This is a genomic window from Pectobacterium quasiaquaticum, from assembly GCF_014946775.2.
GTDB lineage: Bacteria > Pseudomonadota > Gammaproteobacteria > Enterobacterales > Enterobacteriaceae > Pectobacterium > Pectobacterium aquaticum.
This window is the reverse complement of the sequence record NZ_CP065177.1, coordinates 3,245,591-3,262,284: the sequence shown is the minus strand read 5'-3', so window position 1 is coordinate 3,262,284 and position 16,694 is coordinate 3,245,591. Positions and strand designations below refer to the sequence as shown.

Genomic DNA, 16,694 nt, shown 5'->3' with positions numbered 1-16,694 from the left:
TTACTTATCGCGTTCAACGATGAAATTCGCCAGCGCTTGTAGTGGGGCAATATTCAGGGGAATTGAGCTGGATGCGACGAGGTCGTCAAGCGATGCCAGTGATTCCTGATAGAGCTCCTGTGCTTTTTTTCGTGCGTTATCTAGCCCCAGTAAACTGGGATAGGTGCTTTTACCTAGCTGCTGGTCTGCACCCTGACGTTTGCCTGTCGTCGCGCTATCGCCAACAACATCGAGAATATCGTCCTGAACCTGAAAAGCGAGCCCAATCGCATTAGCGTAGCGATCCAGATGGGGCAACGCATCGCGGCCTGTTTCACCGGCTGCTAGCGCGCCTAGTCGGACTGCCGCGCGAATCAAGGCACCGGTTTTGTGGCGGTGAATCCGCTCTAATGCGGCCAGATCGACCTGATGACCTTCCGCTTCCAGATCGAAAGCCTGACCACCGCACATGCCTGCAACCCCGCTGGCGTGAGCCAATTCTGAGAGCATCGCCAGCCGATCGCGGTCAGAGACCTGTGGCATCGGTGCATCGGTCAAAATGGAGAACGCCAGCGTTTGCAATGCATCACCTGCCAGAATGGCATTAGCTTCACCAAATTTGATGTGGCAGGTCGGCTGCCCACGGCGTAAATCGTCGTCGTCCATCGCCGGTAGATCGTCATGAATCAATGAATAAGCATGGATACATTCGACTGCCGCAGCAGGGGCATCCAGACTCTCCAACGGCATGCCAAACAGTTCGCCAGTAGTATAAACCAGAAACGGGCGCAGGCGTTTGCCTCCTAAGAGTGAGCCATACTCCATCGCATTGACCAGTGGACTACGCTGAAAGGGGAGGTCGGCGATGAAATGCCCCAACATACGATTAGTGCGTTGGTAATGTGCATTCAGTTTCGTGCTGAAATCGGTCATAGCGAGTCGTTATCCGGCGTAAACGGTGACAGCCGCGCTTCGGGATCGTCGCTCAGCAGGATTTGTACGCGCTGTTCTGCCTGTTGCAGTTTTTGCTGACCCTGGCGAGCGAGCTGGATGCCATGCTCGAACTCATTTAGCGCATCGTCTAGCGGCAGTTCGCCTGATTCGAGGCGGGTAACGATTTTTTCCAGTTCGTTCAGCGAGCTTTCAAAGCTGACTGGCTGCTCGGTCTTCTTAGGCATAGTGGTTTCAGAATCCTGGTGTTATACGCCGTTGGCTTGTGGCGGCAGAGCGTGGTGTTGCGTGTGGTCATCCGTGGATGCGCAACAATTATACGGTTAAAGCGCACAGTATATCTTCATATAATGATATACTCCGCGCCCTGGATGCTATTGGTAAAATCATCCCTGTTCTGGCTGATTTTACCGATAACGTGATTTTAGTGCTCAGGGTAAATTTATTTACGCCTTTCTGACCAAGTAACGACAGCCACCATGAAGTTTATCATTAAATTGTTCCCGGAAATCACCATCAAGAGCCAATCTGTGCGGTTGCGCTTTATCAAGATTCTAACCGGAAACATTCGCAACGTATTAAAACACTATGATGAAACGCTGGCGGTTGTCCGTCACTGGGATCATATCGAAGTTCGGGCCAAAGACGAAAGCCAGCGTGAGGCGATTCGTGATGCGCTGACAAGAATTCCCGGCATTCACCATATTCTGGAAGTTGAAGATCACGCCTATACCGACGTGCACAATATCTTTGAACAAGCGCTGGCGCTGTACCGTGAGCGGTTGGAAGGCAAGACGTTTTGTGTGCGAGTGAAACGCCGCGGTAAGCATGAATTCAGCTCACAGGACGTAGAACGCTACGTCGGCGGTGGTTTGAACCAGCACATTGAAACGGCGCGAGTCAACCTCACTGCACCGCAGGTCACCGTGCATCTGGAAATCGAGCAGGACCGTCTGCTGCTGATTAAGGGGCGCTATGAAGGTATCGGCGGTTTCCCGATTGGTACGCAGGAAGATGTGCTGTCACTGATTTCCGGTGGTTTCGATTCCGGCGTATCCAGCTATATGTTGATGCGTCGCGGATGTCGTGTGCATTACTGCTTCTTCAACCTTGGCGGTGCAGCACATGAGATTGGGGTGAAACAGGTCGCACATTATCTGTGGAACCGCTTTGGTAGCTCGCATCGGGTGCGCTTTATTGCTATCGACTTCGATCCTGTCGTGGGTGAAATTCTCGAGAAGGTCGACGATGGCCAGATGGGCGTCGTGCTGAAGCGCATGATGGTACGTGCGGCCTCCAAAGTTGCTGAGCGTTACGGTGTTCAGGCGCTGGTGACGGGCGAAGCGTTAGGGCAGGTGTCCAGTCAGACGCTAACCAACCTGCGTTTGATCGATAATGCCTCTGACACGCTGATTCTACGTCCGCTGATTTCTCATGATAAAGAACACATTATCAAACAGGCTCGTGAACTCGGAACAGAAGATTTCGCCAAAACGATGCCGGAATACTGTGGTGTAATCTCGAAAAGCCCGACGGTGAAGGCGGTGAAAGCGAAGATTGAGGCCGAAGAAAGCCACTTCGATTTTGCTATCTTGGATCGCGTGGTGAGTGAAGCTCGGAATATTGATATCCGTGAGATCGCCGAGCAGACCAAGCAAGACGTGGTTGAAGTGGAAACGGTCGCGTCGTTTGCGCCAACCGACGTGCTGCTGGATATCCGTGCGCCGGATGAGCAGGACGATAAGCCGATTGAACTTGATCAGGTCGAAATCAAATCCTTACCGTTCTACAAGCTGGGTACGCAGTTTGGCGATTTGGATCAGAGCAAAACCTATCTGCTTTACTGCGAGCGTGGCGTGATGAGCCGCTTGCAGGCGCTATACCTGCGTGAGCAAGGTTTTACCAATGTGAAGGTATACCGTCCGTAATTAATACAGAAAGGCGCGCAAGCGCCTTTTTCATCGACGTTAATCGCGATAGTTATGAATTCCCGGTGGCAGGATGAGCTGTGCGGCGACTTCGGCGGCTTTTTCTTTTCCCAGCAGCAAATCAATGATCTTCAAAGCGAAATCCATGCTGGTGCCTGGCCCCTGCGTGGTTAACAGATTCACACGCGGATCGTAGACGACGCGCTTTTCCATCCATTTTTCTGGCGCAATCTTATCCTTAAACGCCGGATAACCCGTCATATTTCCCACGGGGAACAATTGGTGATACTCCAGTACCAGCGCAGGCGTTGCACACATCGCAGCGACAATTTTCCCTTCCAGATGCGCTTGTCGAATGCATTCCACCAGTATTGGGCTATCGCGGAAGCACTCCGCACCTTGCAGTCCACCCGGTAACACCAGCACATCGAAAGGCCGATCGGCGACGGTAGCCAGTGGGGCATCTGCCAGTAGCCTTACTCCACGCGAGCAGACGATTTCCAGATTGCCATCGCTGGCTACGCTGGCAAGCGTGACCTGAATACCTGCCCGGACAAGCAAATCGATGGTCGTGACGGCCTCAGTTTCTTCACTACCAGGTGCCAGACACACCAGTGCCGATGCGGTCATAATCATTTTCCTTTTGCTTAATGTAGTCAAACAGACGAGCATTTTCGGGGAGCGTCAGGCCGTGGAGACGCGCACGGTGCAGTAAATACCCGGTAATGTAATCAATTTCGGTATGCCGCTGGGCGATGATGTCCTGCAACATCGATGAGGTGTTTGCCGCCGTGTTCTGAATAATTTGATTCACGTAGAGCAGCAGACTATCTCGTGATGTATGGAAGCCTTCTCGTTCCATGACGCTGGCCACTTCCTGACAAAGTGACACAATCAGTTCCGGGTAGGCAGAAAGCTCACCATTAGTGCAGTGATATTTCACCGTCAGCGGATTGATAACGCAGTTAGCCGCCAGTTTCAGCCAGCAGGTGGCGCTAATGTTGGTGTGCCAGGCCACATCAGGCAAAGCCTGATGCAGTACTTCAGCTAAATGGCTTTGACTGCTGTCACCGTTAAATGTGCCAATATGCGTTGTGCCTGCCGCAACGTGTACGACGTTATTGATGTCGCGTCGGGCGGCGTGGGTGGTGATGCCGAGCACCAGTGGCTGCTGCAACGACGGTAATTCTTCCCGCGTGCCCATCCCATTGTGTAAAAGTAGAATCGTGCACTGTGGGTTGAGCTGCGGCAACAGCACGGTAATGGCATCGGAAACCTGCCAGGCTTTTAGCGTCACCAGCAGAAGTTCGCTTTGGGCAAGGTGATCGGGGTCGTTCGCTGTCAGGTTGAGATTACAGTGCTGACCGTCCAGCATAGTGACATTGACTGGACAATACGGTTGCGGAATGCGCAGCCATCCCTGGACATCATGCCCTTGCTGATGCAACGCGGCGAGCCAAAGTTGACCTAGCGCGCCACAGCCAAGAACGGTGATTTTCATGTACGTCTCCCCTATTTGATGCGGGCGCTGTCGTTCTGCCATGATAGGCTATCATTCATGTCACGATCTTGTGTTATTCGGCCTGTTTGCCGGATGCCGAGTAAAAATCGGGATTGTGTCTGGCATCTTGCTTATCGCAGAAGAGCGGTTATTATGCTCGCCAGCCAAATTTGTCAGGAGAGCGAATTATGCCATCTTTCGATATTGTTTCGGAAATTGATATGCAGGAAGTTCGTAACGCGGTGGAAAATGCGACGCGCGATCTGAGCACCCGTTGGGATTTTCGTAATGTTCCGGCCAGCTTTGAACTGAATGAGAAATCACAGAGTATCAAAGTGGCCAGCGAGTCTGATTTTCAGGTACAACAGCTGGTTGATATTCTGCGTGAAAAGCTGGTTAAGCGGGGTATTGAAGGCGGTTCGCTGGAAATCCCAGAAGAAATGGAACACAGCGGAAAAACGTACAGCGTGGAAGCGAAGCTGAAGCAAGGTATTGAAACGACGCTGGCGAAGCAAATCATCAAGCTGATTAAAGACAGCAAGCTGAAAGTGCAGGCGCAGATTCAGGGTGAACAGGTTCGCGTCACCGGTAAGTCACGTGATGATTTGCAGGGCGTGATGGCGTTGATTCGTGGCGGAAATCTGGGGCAGCCGTTCCAGTTTACCAACTTCCGCGATTGATACCTTTAGTCAGCCGCCGATGAACCGAAAGGCCAGCAAAAGCTGGCCTTTCTATTTAGTTCTGTCCTACCAACTGTTCTAGCTGCTGCCGATTGGTCTTTTTGTTGTCGATCTTCACATAGGCGCTCTGTTCATCCGGTACGACGACCACTTCTGCAACGCCGGGTTGGGTACGTATTTTCTGTTCTAATTCACTATCGCGCAGCGCTAAATCAGGCAGTGTAATTCTGAGGCTGCTGAGATAAGGCGGCTCTTGCATGGTGAAGCTGACGAGTAGCCAGATGGCCGCAATGGCCGCGCCAGCCATAAAGACGGCAGACGCGCCATAAAGCTCAAACAGGCCGCCGCCGAGGCTCCCGCCAATTGCCACACCGATAAACTGCGTGGTGGAATAAACGCCCATCGCGGTGCCTTTATATCCTGCTGGTGATTCCTTGCTAATCAGCGATGGCAGCAGCGCTTCCATGACGTTGAAGGCCAGGAAGAACAGCTGTACGCCGATGATAATTTGCCAAAGATGGTTACCTGCCGCCCATAAGACAACCTCCGCAGCGATCAGCACCACGATGCAGCCGATGAAGACCTGCTTCATTCGTCTTTTCACTTCCGCATAAATGATGAAAGGTACAACGCCGGCAAAAGAGATCAGCATCGTGGTCAGATAGACTTTCCAATGATCCTGCGGTGCTAACCCTCCGGATTCCATGACGCGGGGGAGGGCGACGAAGCTCGACATCAATAGAATATGCAGACACATGATGCCGATGTTCAGTTTCAGCAGGCGGCTATTGCTGAGCACTTTGCGGAAACTGCCGCGCACCATCGCCGATTCTCGATTCAGAACGTGCTCAGGTGCGGAAGGAATCAGCGTCAGGGTAATGACAATACCTGCGAGTGACAGAAGGGCGATGCCCCAGAAGAGCGCCTGTAAACCGAAGGCATGGGTAATGATAGGCCCAACGACCATGGCGATAGCAAAGGTGACGCCGAAGCTCACGCCGATAAACGCCATGGCTTTAGTTCGGTTCTGCTCACGCGTCAGGTCGGAAAGCAGCGCCATGACGGCGGCAGAAATCGCGCCAGCGCCCTGCAATGCCCGACCAAGGATGATGCCCCAGATGGAGTCGCTTAGTGCGGCGATGACGCTGCCGAGTGCAAATATCAGCAGCCCCCCGACGATCAGCGGTTTTCTGCCGATACGATCGGAGACCAAACCAAAGGGAATCTGGAAAATAGCCTGCATCAGGCCATAAATGCCAATGGCAATACCGATCAGCGCTTCACTGGCCCCCTGTAAGGCCATGCCGTAAGTCGTCAGGACAGGCAACACCATGAACATGCCAAGCATGCGTAGTGAAAAAACGGCTCCCAAGCCCCATGTGGCGCGTAATTCGCCAGAGGTCATTTTATTATCGTTCATGTGTACCTCGAAAAACAATTGGCGCTATTTTAGTGTGTTATTGACCAAACAGTAAACGATAGGTTTGTGACGTGATTTGGTAGAGGAGGAAGTAAGGAGAGGGGAAAAGAAAAAACCAGGGAACGTTTTTCAACGTCTTTGCGACAATACGAAGGGCGGTGTGCTGGAAGGCGGTCATAAAAAACAGGCGGACGAGCCACCTGTTTTTATTAATGCAGGTAACGCTGCTTGTGATTAACGCAGGTAGGTCAGCATGATTTCATGCGCGGGTGCCATTGAATCCACGGACATCATGACGCTCAGTGACGTAATCGCGACAATGGAGAAAACAAACAGTTTTCTTGCCCACACGCGGTCATCAATCGCATTTTTATAGCCTGACAGCGCCATACCCAACCACCAGACGCTCACTGCTGCGGCAACGATCAGATATTTATAGCCAGCATAGCCGCCGAGAGACAGCATCAGAGTCGCTACCGCAAACGCCACGATGTACAGCGTGATGTGATGCTTCGCAACGGAGATGCCTTTCACAACGGGCAGGACCGGGATGTTGGCGGCCTGATAATCCTTGAAGCGGAAAATCGCAATCGCATAGGAATGCGGCATCTGCCACAGGCTAAAGATCAGCAGCAGAATCAACGCGCCTGCGTCGAACTGGTTGCTGACGGCACAATAACCGATAACCGGTGGTGCCGCGCCGGACAGGCTGCCAATCAGCGTGCCATAAACAGAATGCCGCTTCATGTACAGGCTATATACACCGACATACACGACGAAGCCCATCACCGCCAGCCACATGGCCAGCGGGTTAGCCGCGATGTAGAGCAGAGCAAAGCCCGCAATACCTAACAGCGATGCGTAAACCAGTGTTACCTTCAGCGAAATCAGTCCCTTTACCAGAACCCGATTTTTGGTTCTCTCCATTTTCTTGTCGATGTCGCGGTCAATGACGTTGTTAAACACGCAGCCAGATGCAACGACTAACGACACACCCACGAGGGTGGCGAAAAACAGGGGATAATCAATGCGGCCTTGGGCCGCAAGGAGAAATCCACCGATAACGGAAATCAGATTTCCGAAAATAATTCCTGGTTTAGTAACTTGCAGGTATTGCTTAATCATCTTTTACGGCTCTGTTACTGGATCATCATATTGTGGTGTGCGCTCATCATAATCCAGATGGAGCCCACGACGACAATAGCGATAATCAGGACGGCAAACACAAGAGCCACCACGTTCCAGCGCTCTTCTGAGGACGTATTCAGGTGCAGGAAGTACACTAGATGCACCAGAATCTGAACCACTGCACATCCCACCACCGTGAAAAGAATGGCACTATGTGAAGCTGTGCCACTCATGACCATACTGAAAGGAATCACTGTCAAAATCACCGACAGAACAAAACCTATCACATATGACTTCACGCTGCCGTGGCTGGCACCTGAATGATCGGTTGTTGAATGACTCATTACATTGCCCCCAGCAGATAAACAACGGTGAAGACACAGATCCATACCACGTCGAGGAAGTGCCAGAACAGGCTCAGGCACATCAGACGCGTTTTATTGGTTGCAGTTAGGCCACGCTTGGACACCTGAATCATCATGATGACCAACCAGATCAAACCGCCCGTTACGTGCAACCCGTGGGTGCCGACCAGTGCGAAGAAGGCAGACAGGAACGCGCTGCGATCTGGGCCATATCCTTCAGCGATCAGGTGATGGAATTCATAGATTTCCATCCCGATAAACACCAGACCGAACAGGAGAGTCACGCCTAACCAAGTATTAACCTGAGATTTGTTTCCCTTATTCATGGCGATCATTGCCATGCCGTAGGTAATACTACTGAACAACAGCGCGAACGTTTCCACCAGCACGAAAGGCAGTTGGAAAAGGTCCTTCCCGCTTGGGCCACCCGCAGTACCGTTAACCAGTACCGCATAGGTTGCGAACAGTGACCCGAAAATGATCAGGTCGCTCATCAGGTAGACCCAGAAGCCGAATACTTTGTTGGCTCCTGCGTCGTGGTGCCCATGCTCGGCATGGGCAGTATTGTGGTTAGTCAGAGTTTCAGTTGACATGTTTCACGCCTGCCTTACTGAGTTGATCAAAATTCTGATTCTCAATTTGCTCAATTTCTTTAACCGGCACGTAGTAATCCACGTCCTCATTAAAGCTATGCACAATCCAGGTCACAATCATGCCTGCGAAGCCGAGAATTGCCAGCCACCAGATATGCCAGATCATGGCGAAACCGAATACCAGGCTGAATGCAGAGATAATTACACCAGCGCCAGTGTTCTTCGGCATGTGAATCTCTTCATAGCTGGCAGGGCGCTTGTAAGCTTCACCTTTCTCTTTCGCTTCCCAGAATGCATCACGATCGTTGATGTGTGGCACGATAGCGAAGTTATAGAACGGTGCAGGAGAAGAAGTTGCCCACTCCAGCGTACGTCCACCCCACGGGTCGCCCGTCAGATCGCGGTTCTGGTTACGGTCACGGATACTGACGTAGAACTGCATAACCTGACACAGTACACCCATACCGATTAATGCAGCACCGATGGAAGCCACAACCAGTAAGGCGTGGAACTCAGGGTTGATTTGCTGGCTCAGACGACGTGTCATTCCCATGAAGCCGAGGACATACAACGGCATGAAGGCAACGAAGAAGCCGATAATCCAGAACCAGAATGCGCGTTTACCCCAGGTTTCGTTCAGGGTGAAGCCAAAGGCTTTTGGGAACCAGTAAGTAATACCCGCGAAGCAACCGAACACCACGCCGCCGATGATCACGTTATGGAAGTGAGCAATCAGGAACAAACTATTGTGCAGGACAAAGTTCGCACCTGGTACGGCAAGCAGAACCCCAGTCATCCCACCGATAGTGAAGGTGATGATGAAGCCTGTGGTCCACAGCATCGCGGAGTTAGATTCAATACGTCCTTGATACATCGTGAACAGCCAGTTGAAGATTTTAACCCCAGTCGGGATTGAAATAATCATGGTGGCTATACCAAAGAAGGCGTTGACGTTCGCGCCGGATCCCATGGTAAAGAAGTGGTGCAGCCAAACGATGAACGACAGAACCGTAATCGCAATGGTTGCCCACACCAGTGAGGTGTAGCCAAACAGACGTTTCTTACAGAAAGTCGCAACCACTTCGGAGTAAATACCGAAGACTGGTAGCACCAGAATGTAAACCTCAGGATGACCCCATGCCCAAATCAGGTTGATGTACATCATCATGTTGCCACCCATATCATTGGTAAAGAAATGGGTGCCGAGGTAACGGTCAAGCGTCAGCAGCGCAATGGTAACGGTTAAGATTGGGAATGCGGCAATGATAAGCACGTTGGTACACAGTGCTGTCCAGGTAAATACTGGCATTTTCATCAGCGTCATGCCCGGTGCGCGCATCTTCAGAATCGTCGCGAAGAAGTTAACACCTGTCAGCGTGGTACCGATACCGGATATCTGTAGACTCCATATCCAGTAATCGACCCCGACGCCCGGACTGTACTCCTTCCCTGACAGCGGCGGATAAGCCACCCAACCCGTTTGCGCGAACTCACCGACCCCAAGAGAGAGGTTGATCAAGATAACGCCAGCTACAAACAGCCAGAAGCTGAGGGAGTTCAGGAAGGGGAAAGCAACGTCACGCGCACCGATCTGCAAAGGAACCGCAAGGTTCATCAGACCAACGACGAACGGTGTCGCCACGAAGAAGATCATGATCACACCGTGCGCGGTGAAAATCTGATCGTAGTGGTGAGCGTTTAGGAAGCCTTCTTGCCCGGCAGAAGCCAGAACCTGCTGGCCGCGCATCATGATGGCATCGGCAAAACCACGTATCATCATCACCAGACCGACGATGATGTACATGATACCGATTTTCTTGTGGTCTACTGAGGTGAACCACTCGGCCCACAGCCATTTCCACTTGCCGAAATAGGTTATTGCCGCTAGCAGCGCAAGGCCGCCAACGATGATCGCCGCCACGGTGACCATAATAATGGGTTCGTGATACGGAACCGCATCGAGTGTAAGTTTTCCGAACATCGTATTATCCCTCGGCTCCTTTGTGCGAGCTATGCTCGCCCATGTTCATACCCTCACCGTGTTGCATGTTTTCTTCGTGCTTCATGCCTTCACCATGATGTTGCATGTTCATGCCGCTGCCTGTGAATTTGCGAATAAGATTATTAAACAAATCCGGCTGGACACTGGAGAAGTATTCGACAGGATGGAATTCACTTGGTTTAGCCAAGGCGTTGAATTCATCCATGGTATTCAGTGTCTTAGGGGACGACCGAACGTTCGCAACCCACTGATCGAACTCTTGTTGAGTTGGTGTAGCAATCGCGGTGAACTTCATACCAGAGAAGCCTTTACCACTATAGCCGCCAGAGATACCGTCATATTTGCCCGGTTCATTAGCGATTAAGTGTAGCTTCGTCTGCATTCCAGCCATAGCGTAGATCTGTCCGCCAAGACGAGGGATGAAGAAGGAGTTCATCACGGAGTCGGATGTAATCTTGAACGCAACAGGTACGTTGGCAGGGAAAGCCAGTTCGTTAACTGTCGCGATGCCCAAGTCTGGGTAAACAAACAGCCATTTCCAGTCAAGCGAAACAACTTCGACATTGATAGGTTTGACGTCCGACACCAGTGGCTTATAGGGATCAAGTGAGTGCGTCGTCTTCCAAGTAATCGTGCCAAGAATGACGATGATGATAATGGGTACAGTCCAAACTACTGCTTCTATCTTATTGGAGTGTGACCAGTTCGGGGTATATTTTGCCTTTTGATTGGAAGCGCGGAACTTCCAGGCAAAAGCTATCGTCATAACGATAACGGGAATCACAACGATCAACATCAGCCCGATGGCAGTCAGTATTAACGATCTTTGCTCTAACCCGATCTCTCCTTTGGGGTTCATCAGCGCCATATCGCAACCGCTCAGCAGAGCAGTGGCTGCAAATAAAGACAGCATCCCAAAAATTGTATTGTATTTCTTGAGTCTCATCTAGCGACCTCAATAACAAGGGCTCTATTGTCATTTTAAGCGAACGGTCATTTTACGGGAAGGTTACTGTACTGTAAACATGATTAAGGTTATGTCAGCCGATTGTTGCTGTTTTTTGCCCTTAATGTCACAAAGATAGCCAAAATAAAAATGGTATTGAAAAACAGCAAATTAAGTGGCTACCCAGATAAGAGTATGGATGGATAATAAGAAATTACAACGTATCATAACGCTTATTTTCTATTTTTAGTTTGGTGAAAATTTTGCTCAATCTATGTTTTTGATAACGAGTGAAATTAGTTTTGACGGGTTTTACGAGGAAATAAAATGCCCTCTAGCAAGATAATTATGAAAATTTTTTAAATAAAGTAACCGTGTAATAGGTTCAGGCAGCGGATAAGCGCTGCCTGAGCGAATATCGTTAGTGCGTGGACTGTTTGGACGCGCGCCGGAGTGACAGATAGTCCAGCAAGCTACCGAAGAAAATGCCCAGCAGAGCGAGAGTGCCGCCTGCGGCAAGCAGGCATTCTGCCAACATAGGCAATGAGGACCATTCCAGCGCATTGCTGATCAGCAGTATGATCCACAATACCAGCACGATCGCACCCAATCCCAGCACATGTATGGCCTTGTTGTAATAATTCTGGAAGTTTGTGCGTAACTGAAAGGTGTCGGTTTTCTGGGTGAACTCCAACGTCTCACGGCAGATCAGCAGGATGGCCAGGCCCGGTAACGCGGCAAAAATCGAGAACAGGTAGAACCATGCCCAGCCATAGGATTCGACAAACCATCCTGCGATAGGGCCAACGTAAACCCGCCCGACGGCGGCAAGGGCGGAAAGCAGAGCAAACTGTGTGGCTGAGAACGACTTATTACACAGCGTCATCAATAGTGCGACGAATGCTGCTGTCCCCATACCGCCGCAGAGATTTTCCAGAAAAACAGCGGTAGCCATGGTGAACAGATTTTTGGCGGTGATAGCGAGCAACCAGTACCCCGCGTTGGACACGGCCTGAATAATACCAAACAGCATCAGCGCTCTGAACAGGGAGAGCCGCTGCATCAATAATCCACCGTAAATGGCTCCCACGATGGTGGCGAGGAGTCCAAGCGTCTTATTAACCAGCCCGACATCACCCGCATTGAAACCAACGCCGCGTATCAGGAAGGTTGTTGTCAGGCTGACCGCAAAGGCGTCACCGAGCTTGTATAACACGATAAGCAGAAGAATGAGCCAGGCGTTGTTGCGTGCGAAGAAATCGCGCAGGGGGGCAACAATCGCTTGTTCCATGCTGCGTGGTGCTGGTTGGCTATTCAGTGGTTCCGGTGCTAACAGGGTCGCGAACACACCGATCAGCATTAATCCTGCCATTAACCAATAGGTGGCCTGCCAGCCGAAATAGCGATCGGCAATCCACAGCGCCAGTCCGCCTGAAACCAGCATGGCCAGACGATAACCTAATACCGAAGTGGCGGCCCCCGTCCCGCGTTCTTCAGGGGGAAGTAAATCTGTCTTATAGGCATCAAAAACAATATCCTGAGAAGCGGAGCAGAACGCGACCAGAACCGCCAGTACAGCCAGCCACCAGAGATCGCGAGCCGGGTTCATAAACCCCATACCAATAATGGCAGCAATCAGCAGAAGTTGACTGAGTATCAGCCAACCGCGGCGTCGGCCGAGAAACGGTGGGGTGTAGCGGTCCATCAGCGGGGACCACAGGAATTTGAATACGTAGGCTTGACCAACCAAAGAGAAGAAACCAATGGTTTTCAGATCGACATTCTCGACAGTCATCCAGGCTTGTAAGGTGCCGGAGGTCAATGCCAGTGGTAAACCAGAAGCGAAGCCAAGCAACAGCATAAAAAGCGAATTACGTTGGCTGAACAAAGCAATGATGCGACTAAACATGAAGAGTCCTTTCCCTTGCTCCGTGAGCGTTCAGGAGCAAGGGAAGCGGCGTACAGAAATTAACGGGCGTTTTCTTTGACGAAGCTGCTTACGCTGGTGTCTTGTGCCATGTCGTTGATGACATCGCCTAACACGGTGTTAACTGCATCGGTGATTTTTTCGTTGCTCGCAGTGAAAGCACCCTGAACGTTATAGGTTGAGCGGTAGTTTTTCACTTGCTTGTTGCCATTTGCTGCCTGAGACATGATGGAGATATCTGCTTTGGTCGTGATGTTGTAACGCAGGTTGCCTTCAGAGACATCGGCGTACAGGTGGTTAACCACGATCTGCAAGGCGACTGGGCCGCCGGTTCCGATCATATAACCACGCGCGGTCATTTGCTTTTCCAACGCTTCTTGCAACAGGAAACGCAGATCGCGGGAAGGTGTCAGCGTAATCAGTTGCCCATCGCGATTCACTTTCGCCAAAGCCTGATCGGCGCGCTGGTCTGCACCATTGATGCTAATCGTTACGCCCATCAGGGTCGGATCCTGGGAAGGCACGCTAATTTTTGGGGTGATGTTCAGTGTGTTACTTTTTGCAGCACATCCTGCAAGCAGAATGATGGCCAGAAGAGGGAAAAATAATTTTTTTAACATTCGTATTTTCTCTGTAATGATTTAGTGTGGTGAGCTGACAAATATTGTTGATATCATATCATCGCTACTGGCAGGAAAAAGAGCCGATAGCAGGTAAATTGTCCTGAAATTCATCTTTTTCATGCCGTTGACCTGGAAAAACCGTTTTTATCACATCAAGACCGCCGATGATATATCCACCCTTCGCGACCCCTTTTCTTCTTTGTTATGTCACCTTTACGCATAACAGGTTGAAAAACGTTAAGGTTATACCCTAAATCATTCGAGTTGTATGAAAGTGGAAAGATAGGGAATCCCCCGTCAAGTAAGTGATTCGGGCATCGGTGAATGGCAGCAATGTCGCGTTGATATCAAATTTTCCCCAAGCCGAAAGGGTAGCCGTATGATGCGTGAAACGATAGAAGAAAAGCTGCGTGTAGGTTTTGAACCCGCTCATTTAGACGTGACTGATGAGAGCTATCGTCACAACGTGCCTGCGGGCGCAGAAAGTCATTTTAAAGTTGTGCTGGTCAGCGATAAATTTACGGGCGAACGTGTGATTGGGCGGCATCGCGCAGTCTATGCTGTACTGGCTGCGGAACTGGCGGGGTCGGTGCATGCACTCGCGCTACATACGTATACGATAAAAGAGTGGGCCAGCTTGCAAAATGCTGTCCCCTCCTCACCGCCTTGCGGTGGCGCTGGCATTCTTTCTTAAGTCGTTAATATGGCCCGTTCCTGACATATTCAGGGCGGGTTACTGACAAAAGTGTGAATCCGTTGCTGTAATAGTCTTCCCGCCGTTCTCGACTCATCCCCTCTATATCGCTATAATGCTGCGTCTATTTTTCCTGAATGTATTCGGGACGCTTCTGACTACAGGGACGGGGTTGGCAATTTCTCGGTTCTGCGAGGTGTATTTAAGCCTGTGTGCCTTGGTGCCAGTTCTGAATCAGCCTTGCTGTCGTGAGAGTTTTCGTCGCGAGAATAGTTTTGGGGTTGACCGATCACTGTGATTTTTTGAGGTAACAAGATGCAAGTTTCAGTTGAAACCACTCAAGGTCTGGGACGTCGCGTAACGATTACCGTTGCTGCTGACATCATTGAGAGTGCGGTGAAGAGCGAGCTGGTCAACGCGGCCAAAAAAGTACGTATTGACGGTTTTCGTAAAGGCAAAGTGCCGATGAATGTTGTTGCTCAGCGTTATGGTGCCTCTGTGCGTCAGGACGTATTGGGTGACCTGATGCAGCGCAACTTTGTTGACGCGATCATCAAAGAAAAAATTAATCCGGTTGGCGCGCCTAACTACATCCCTGGCGAATATGCTGTAGGTGGCGATTTCACTTACTCTGTTGAGTTTGACGTATACCCAGAAATCGAACTGAAAGGTCTGGATGCAATCGAAGTTGAAAAACCAGTTGTTGAAGTAACTGATGCTGATGTTGATACCATGCTGGACACGCTGCGCAAGCAACAGGCGACTTGGAAAGAAACCGACCGCGCTGCGGTAGCCGAAGATCGTGCAACGATCGATTTCACTGGCTCTATCGACGGTGAAGTCTTTGAAGGCGGAAAAGCGTCCGACTTCGTTCTGGCAATGGGCCAGAACCGTATGATCCCAGGCTTTGAAGATGGCATCGTTGGGCACAAAGCGGGTGAAGAATTCACTATTGACGTGAACTTCCCAGAAGATTACCACGCTGAAAACCTGAAAGGAAAAGCGGCTCAGTTCGCTATCGTCCTGAAGAAAGTTGAAGAGCGTGAGCTGCCTGAACTGACTGAAGAATTCATCAAGCGTTTCGGTGTGGCTGATGGTTCTCAGGAAGGTCTGCGTGCTGAAGTTCGTAAAAATATGGAACGTGAGCTGAAAGGCGCGGTGCGTAACCGTGTGAAAACTCAGGTTCTTGACGGACTGATCAACGCCAACGAAATCGACGTGCCAGTTGCACTGATCGATGGCGAAATCGACGTTCTGCGTCGTCAGGCTGCACAGCGTTTTGGCGGCAACGAGAAGCAAGCGCAGGAATTACCGCGTGAGCTGTTCGAAGAGCAAGCTAAACGTCGTGTTGTTATCGGTCTGTTGCTGGGTGAAGTTATCAGCACCAATGAGCTGAAAGCTGACGAAGAACGCGTTAATGCGCTGATCGAAGAGATGGCTTCTGCTTACGAAGATCCGCAGGAAGTTATCGAGTTCTACAGTAAAAACAAAGAGCTGCTGAACAACATGCGTAACGTCGCTCTGGAAGAGCAAGCGGTAGAAACCGTGCTTGCTAAAGCGAAAGTCGTTGAGAAGTCTGTCAGCTTCAACGAACTGATGAATCAAACGACTACAGCATAAACCTTGTTGATATCAACATTGTTTATTGCGTAGCGGGGATACTTCCCTATCAAAAGCCCGTGCCTTATGGCGCGGGCTTTTTGCTTGGTGCTTTGTACAATACTGATGATCGTTTGGGGCTACGTCGTATCTGATGTTCCTGTCAGGGGACACACGAGAATGACCGCCTGAAATTGCACTACTATTAAGCTAGGTAATTAACTCAGGCAGGGAATTTGTTAGGTCAGGCAACGAGTTAAACTGCAGCGTTGCTGTGCCGATAAGGTGTTAAGAATAAAATAATTGGCTCTTTAATAGAGAACGATTGATAGTGTAAGCTTGAAATACAATGCGTGTG

The 16,694-nt window shown here is 50.6% G+C and carries 16 protein-coding genes; 4 read left to right on the top strand and 12 right to left on the bottom strand.

Annotation, left to right across the window (positions count from 1 at the left end):
• Positions 1-912: a (2E,6E)-farnesyl diphosphate synthase gene (gene ispA, locus IG609_RS14935; RefSeq protein WP_193397563.1), complete on the bottom strand. Its 912-nt coding sequence runs from the start codon at positions 910-912 to the stop codon at positions 1-3.
• Entirely contained in the window at positions 909-1,157 is a 249-nt protein-coding gene (gene xseB / locus IG609_RS14930; protein ID WP_193397562.1) for an exodeoxyribonuclease VII small subunit, read from the bottom strand. The genes ispA and xseB overlap by 4 nt, the downstream gene beginning before the upstream one ends.
• Positions 1,158-1,409: 252 nt before the next feature.
• Here xseB and thiI point away from each other — a divergent pair, with 252 nt between their 5' ends.
• Positions 1,410-2,858 carry a tRNA uracil 4-sulfurtransferase ThiI gene (gene thiI / locus IG609_RS14925; RefSeq protein WP_180786186.1) on the top strand — a complete coding sequence of 483 codons (1,449 nt, stop codon included), beginning with the start codon at positions 1,410-1,412 and terminating at the stop codon, positions 2,856-2,858.
• A 39-nt stretch (positions 2,859-2,897) separates the two neighbouring features.
• On the opposite strand, the gene yajL is transcribed toward thiI, so the two are convergent.
• Both yajL and panE read right to left on the bottom strand, forming a co-directional pair.
• On the bottom strand, positions 2,898-3,488 hold the full coding sequence (gene yajL, locus IG609_RS14920; protein WP_010282087.1) for a protein deglycase YajL: 591 nt from the start codon (positions 3,486-3,488) through the stop codon (positions 2,898-2,900).
• Complete coding sequence (panE, locus tag IG609_RS14915; protein ID WP_180786185.1) at positions 3,451-4,359, bottom strand: 2-dehydropantoate 2-reductase; 909 nt, start codon at positions 4,357-4,359, stop codon at positions 3,451-3,453. The genes yajL and panE overlap by 38 nt, the downstream gene beginning before the upstream one ends.
• A 188-nt stretch (positions 4,360-4,547) precedes the next feature.
• Between panE and IG609_RS14910 the strand changes: the two genes are divergently transcribed.
• The gene (locus IG609_RS14910) at positions 4,548-5,039 is read left to right on the top strand and encodes a YajQ family cyclic di-GMP-binding protein (protein WP_010282093.1); all 492 of its coding nucleotides are present in this window, start codon (positions 4,548-4,550) and stop codon (positions 5,037-5,039) included.
• Between the two features lie 55 nt (positions 5,040-5,094).
• Here IG609_RS14910 and IG609_RS14905 read toward each other — a convergent pair whose 3' ends face one another.
• From IG609_RS14905 to IG609_RS14870, 8 genes are all read right to left on the bottom strand, one after another.
• The gene (locus IG609_RS14905; RefSeq protein ID WP_193397561.1) at positions 5,095-6,459 is read right to left on the bottom strand and encodes an MFS transporter; all 1,365 of its coding nucleotides are present in this window, start codon (positions 6,457-6,459) and stop codon (positions 5,095-5,097) included.
• 234 nt (positions 6,460-6,693) lie between these two features.
• On the bottom strand, positions 6,694-7,584 hold the full coding sequence (gene cyoE, locus IG609_RS14900; protein ID WP_010282097.1) for a heme o synthase: 891 nt from the start codon (positions 7,582-7,584) through the stop codon (positions 6,694-6,696).
• Between the two features lie 14 nt (positions 7,585-7,598).
• Positions 7,599-7,931, bottom strand: coding sequence for a cytochrome o ubiquinol oxidase subunit IV (locus IG609_RS14895; RefSeq protein WP_010282099.1), 333 nt, complete (start codon positions 7,929-7,931; stop codon positions 7,599-7,601).
• Entirely contained in the window at positions 7,931-8,545 is a 615-nt protein-coding gene (locus tag IG609_RS14890; protein ID WP_193397560.1) for a cytochrome o ubiquinol oxidase subunit III, read from the bottom strand. The genes IG609_RS14895 and IG609_RS14890 overlap by 1 nt, the downstream gene beginning before the upstream one ends.
• A complete protein-coding gene (gene cyoB, locus IG609_RS14885) occupies positions 8,535-10,526 on the bottom strand; it encodes a cytochrome o ubiquinol oxidase subunit I (RefSeq protein ID WP_193397559.1) in 1,992 nt (663 codons plus the stop codon). The genes IG609_RS14890 and cyoB overlap by 11 nt, the downstream gene beginning before the upstream one ends.
• A 4-nt stretch (positions 10,527-10,530) precedes the next feature.
• Entirely contained in the window at positions 10,531-11,493 is a 963-nt protein-coding gene (gene cyoA, locus IG609_RS14880; RefSeq protein WP_193397558.1) for a cytochrome o ubiquinol oxidase subunit II, read from the bottom strand.
• A gap of 421 nt (positions 11,494-11,914) precedes the next feature.
• Entirely contained in the window at positions 11,915-13,402 is a 1,488-nt protein-coding gene (ampG, locus tag IG609_RS14875; protein ID WP_193397557.1) for a muropeptide MFS transporter AmpG, read from the bottom strand.
• Between the two features lie 59 nt (positions 13,403-13,461).
• The gene (locus IG609_RS14870; RefSeq protein ID WP_193397556.1) at positions 13,462-14,040 is read right to left on the bottom strand and encodes a lipoprotein; all 579 of its coding nucleotides are present in this window, start codon (positions 14,038-14,040) and stop codon (positions 13,462-13,464) included.
• Positions 14,041-14,422: 382 nt separating this feature from the next.
• On the opposite strand from IG609_RS14870, the gene bolA reads away from it, so the two are divergent.
• Positions 14,423-14,737: a transcriptional regulator BolA gene (bolA, locus tag IG609_RS14865; protein ID WP_193397555.1), complete on the top strand. Its 315-nt coding sequence runs from the start codon at positions 14,423-14,425 to the stop codon at positions 14,735-14,737.
• A 315-nt stretch (positions 14,738-15,052) separates the two neighbouring features.
• Complete coding sequence (gene tig / locus IG609_RS14860) at positions 15,053-16,357, top strand: trigger factor (RefSeq protein WP_193397554.1); 1,305 nt, start codon at positions 15,053-15,055, stop codon at positions 16,355-16,357.
• The last annotated feature ends 337 nt before the right edge of the window (positions 16,358-16,694 follow it).

Coding starts and splice junctions, on each gene's coding strand:
- IG609_RS14870 (WP_193397556.1), bottom strand. CDS start 14,040: ATGTTAAAAAAATTATTTTTCCCTCTTCTGGCCATCATTCTGCTTGCA.
- panE (WP_180786185.1), bottom strand. CDS start 4,359: ATGAAAATCACCGTTCTTGGCTGTGGCGCGCTAGGTCAACTTTGGCTC.
- IG609_RS14895 (WP_010282099.1), bottom strand. CDS start 7,931: ATGAGTCATTCAACAACCGATCATTCAGGTGCCAGCCACGGCAGCGTG.
- IG609_RS14890 (WP_193397560.1), bottom strand. CDS start 8,545: ATGTCAACTGAAACTCTGACTAACCACAATACTGCCCATGCCGAGCAT.
- ampG (WP_193397557.1), bottom strand. CDS start 13,402: ATGTTTAGTCGCATCATTGCTTTGTTCAGCCAACGTAATTCGCTTTTT.
- thiI (WP_180786186.1), top strand. CDS start 1,410: ATGAAGTTTATCATTAAATTGTTCCCGGAAATCACCATCAAGAGCCAA.
- cyoA (WP_193397558.1), bottom strand. CDS start 11,493: ATGAGACTCAAGAAATACAATACAATTTTTGGGATGCTGTCTTTATTT.
- IG609_RS14910 (WP_010282093.1), top strand. CDS start 4,548: ATGCCATCTTTCGATATTGTTTCGGAAATTGATATGCAGGAAGTTCGT.
- bolA (WP_193397555.1), top strand. CDS start 14,423: ATGATGCGTGAAACGATAGAAGAAAAGCTGCGTGTAGGTTTTGAACCC.
- ispA (WP_193397563.1), bottom strand. CDS start 912: ATGACCGATTTCAGCACGAAACTGAATGCACATTACCAACGCACTAAT.
- tig (WP_193397554.1), top strand. CDS start 15,053: ATGCAAGTTTCAGTTGAAACCACTCAAGGTCTGGGACGTCGCGTAACG.
- cyoE (WP_010282097.1), bottom strand. CDS start 7,584: ATGATTAAGCAATACCTGCAAGTTACTAAACCAGGAATTATTTTCGGA.
- cyoB (WP_193397559.1), bottom strand. CDS start 10,526: ATGTTCGGAAAACTTACACTCGATGCGGTTCCGTATCACGAACCCATT.
- yajL (WP_010282087.1), bottom strand. CDS start 3,488: ATGACCGCATCGGCACTGGTGTGTCTGGCACCTGGTAGTGAAGAAACT.
- IG609_RS14905 (WP_193397561.1), bottom strand. CDS start 6,459: ATGAACGATAATAAAATGACCTCTGGCGAATTACGCGCCACATGGGGC.
- xseB (WP_193397562.1), bottom strand. CDS start 1,157: ATGCCTAAGAAGACCGAGCAGCCAGTCAGCTTTGAAAGCTCGCTGAAC.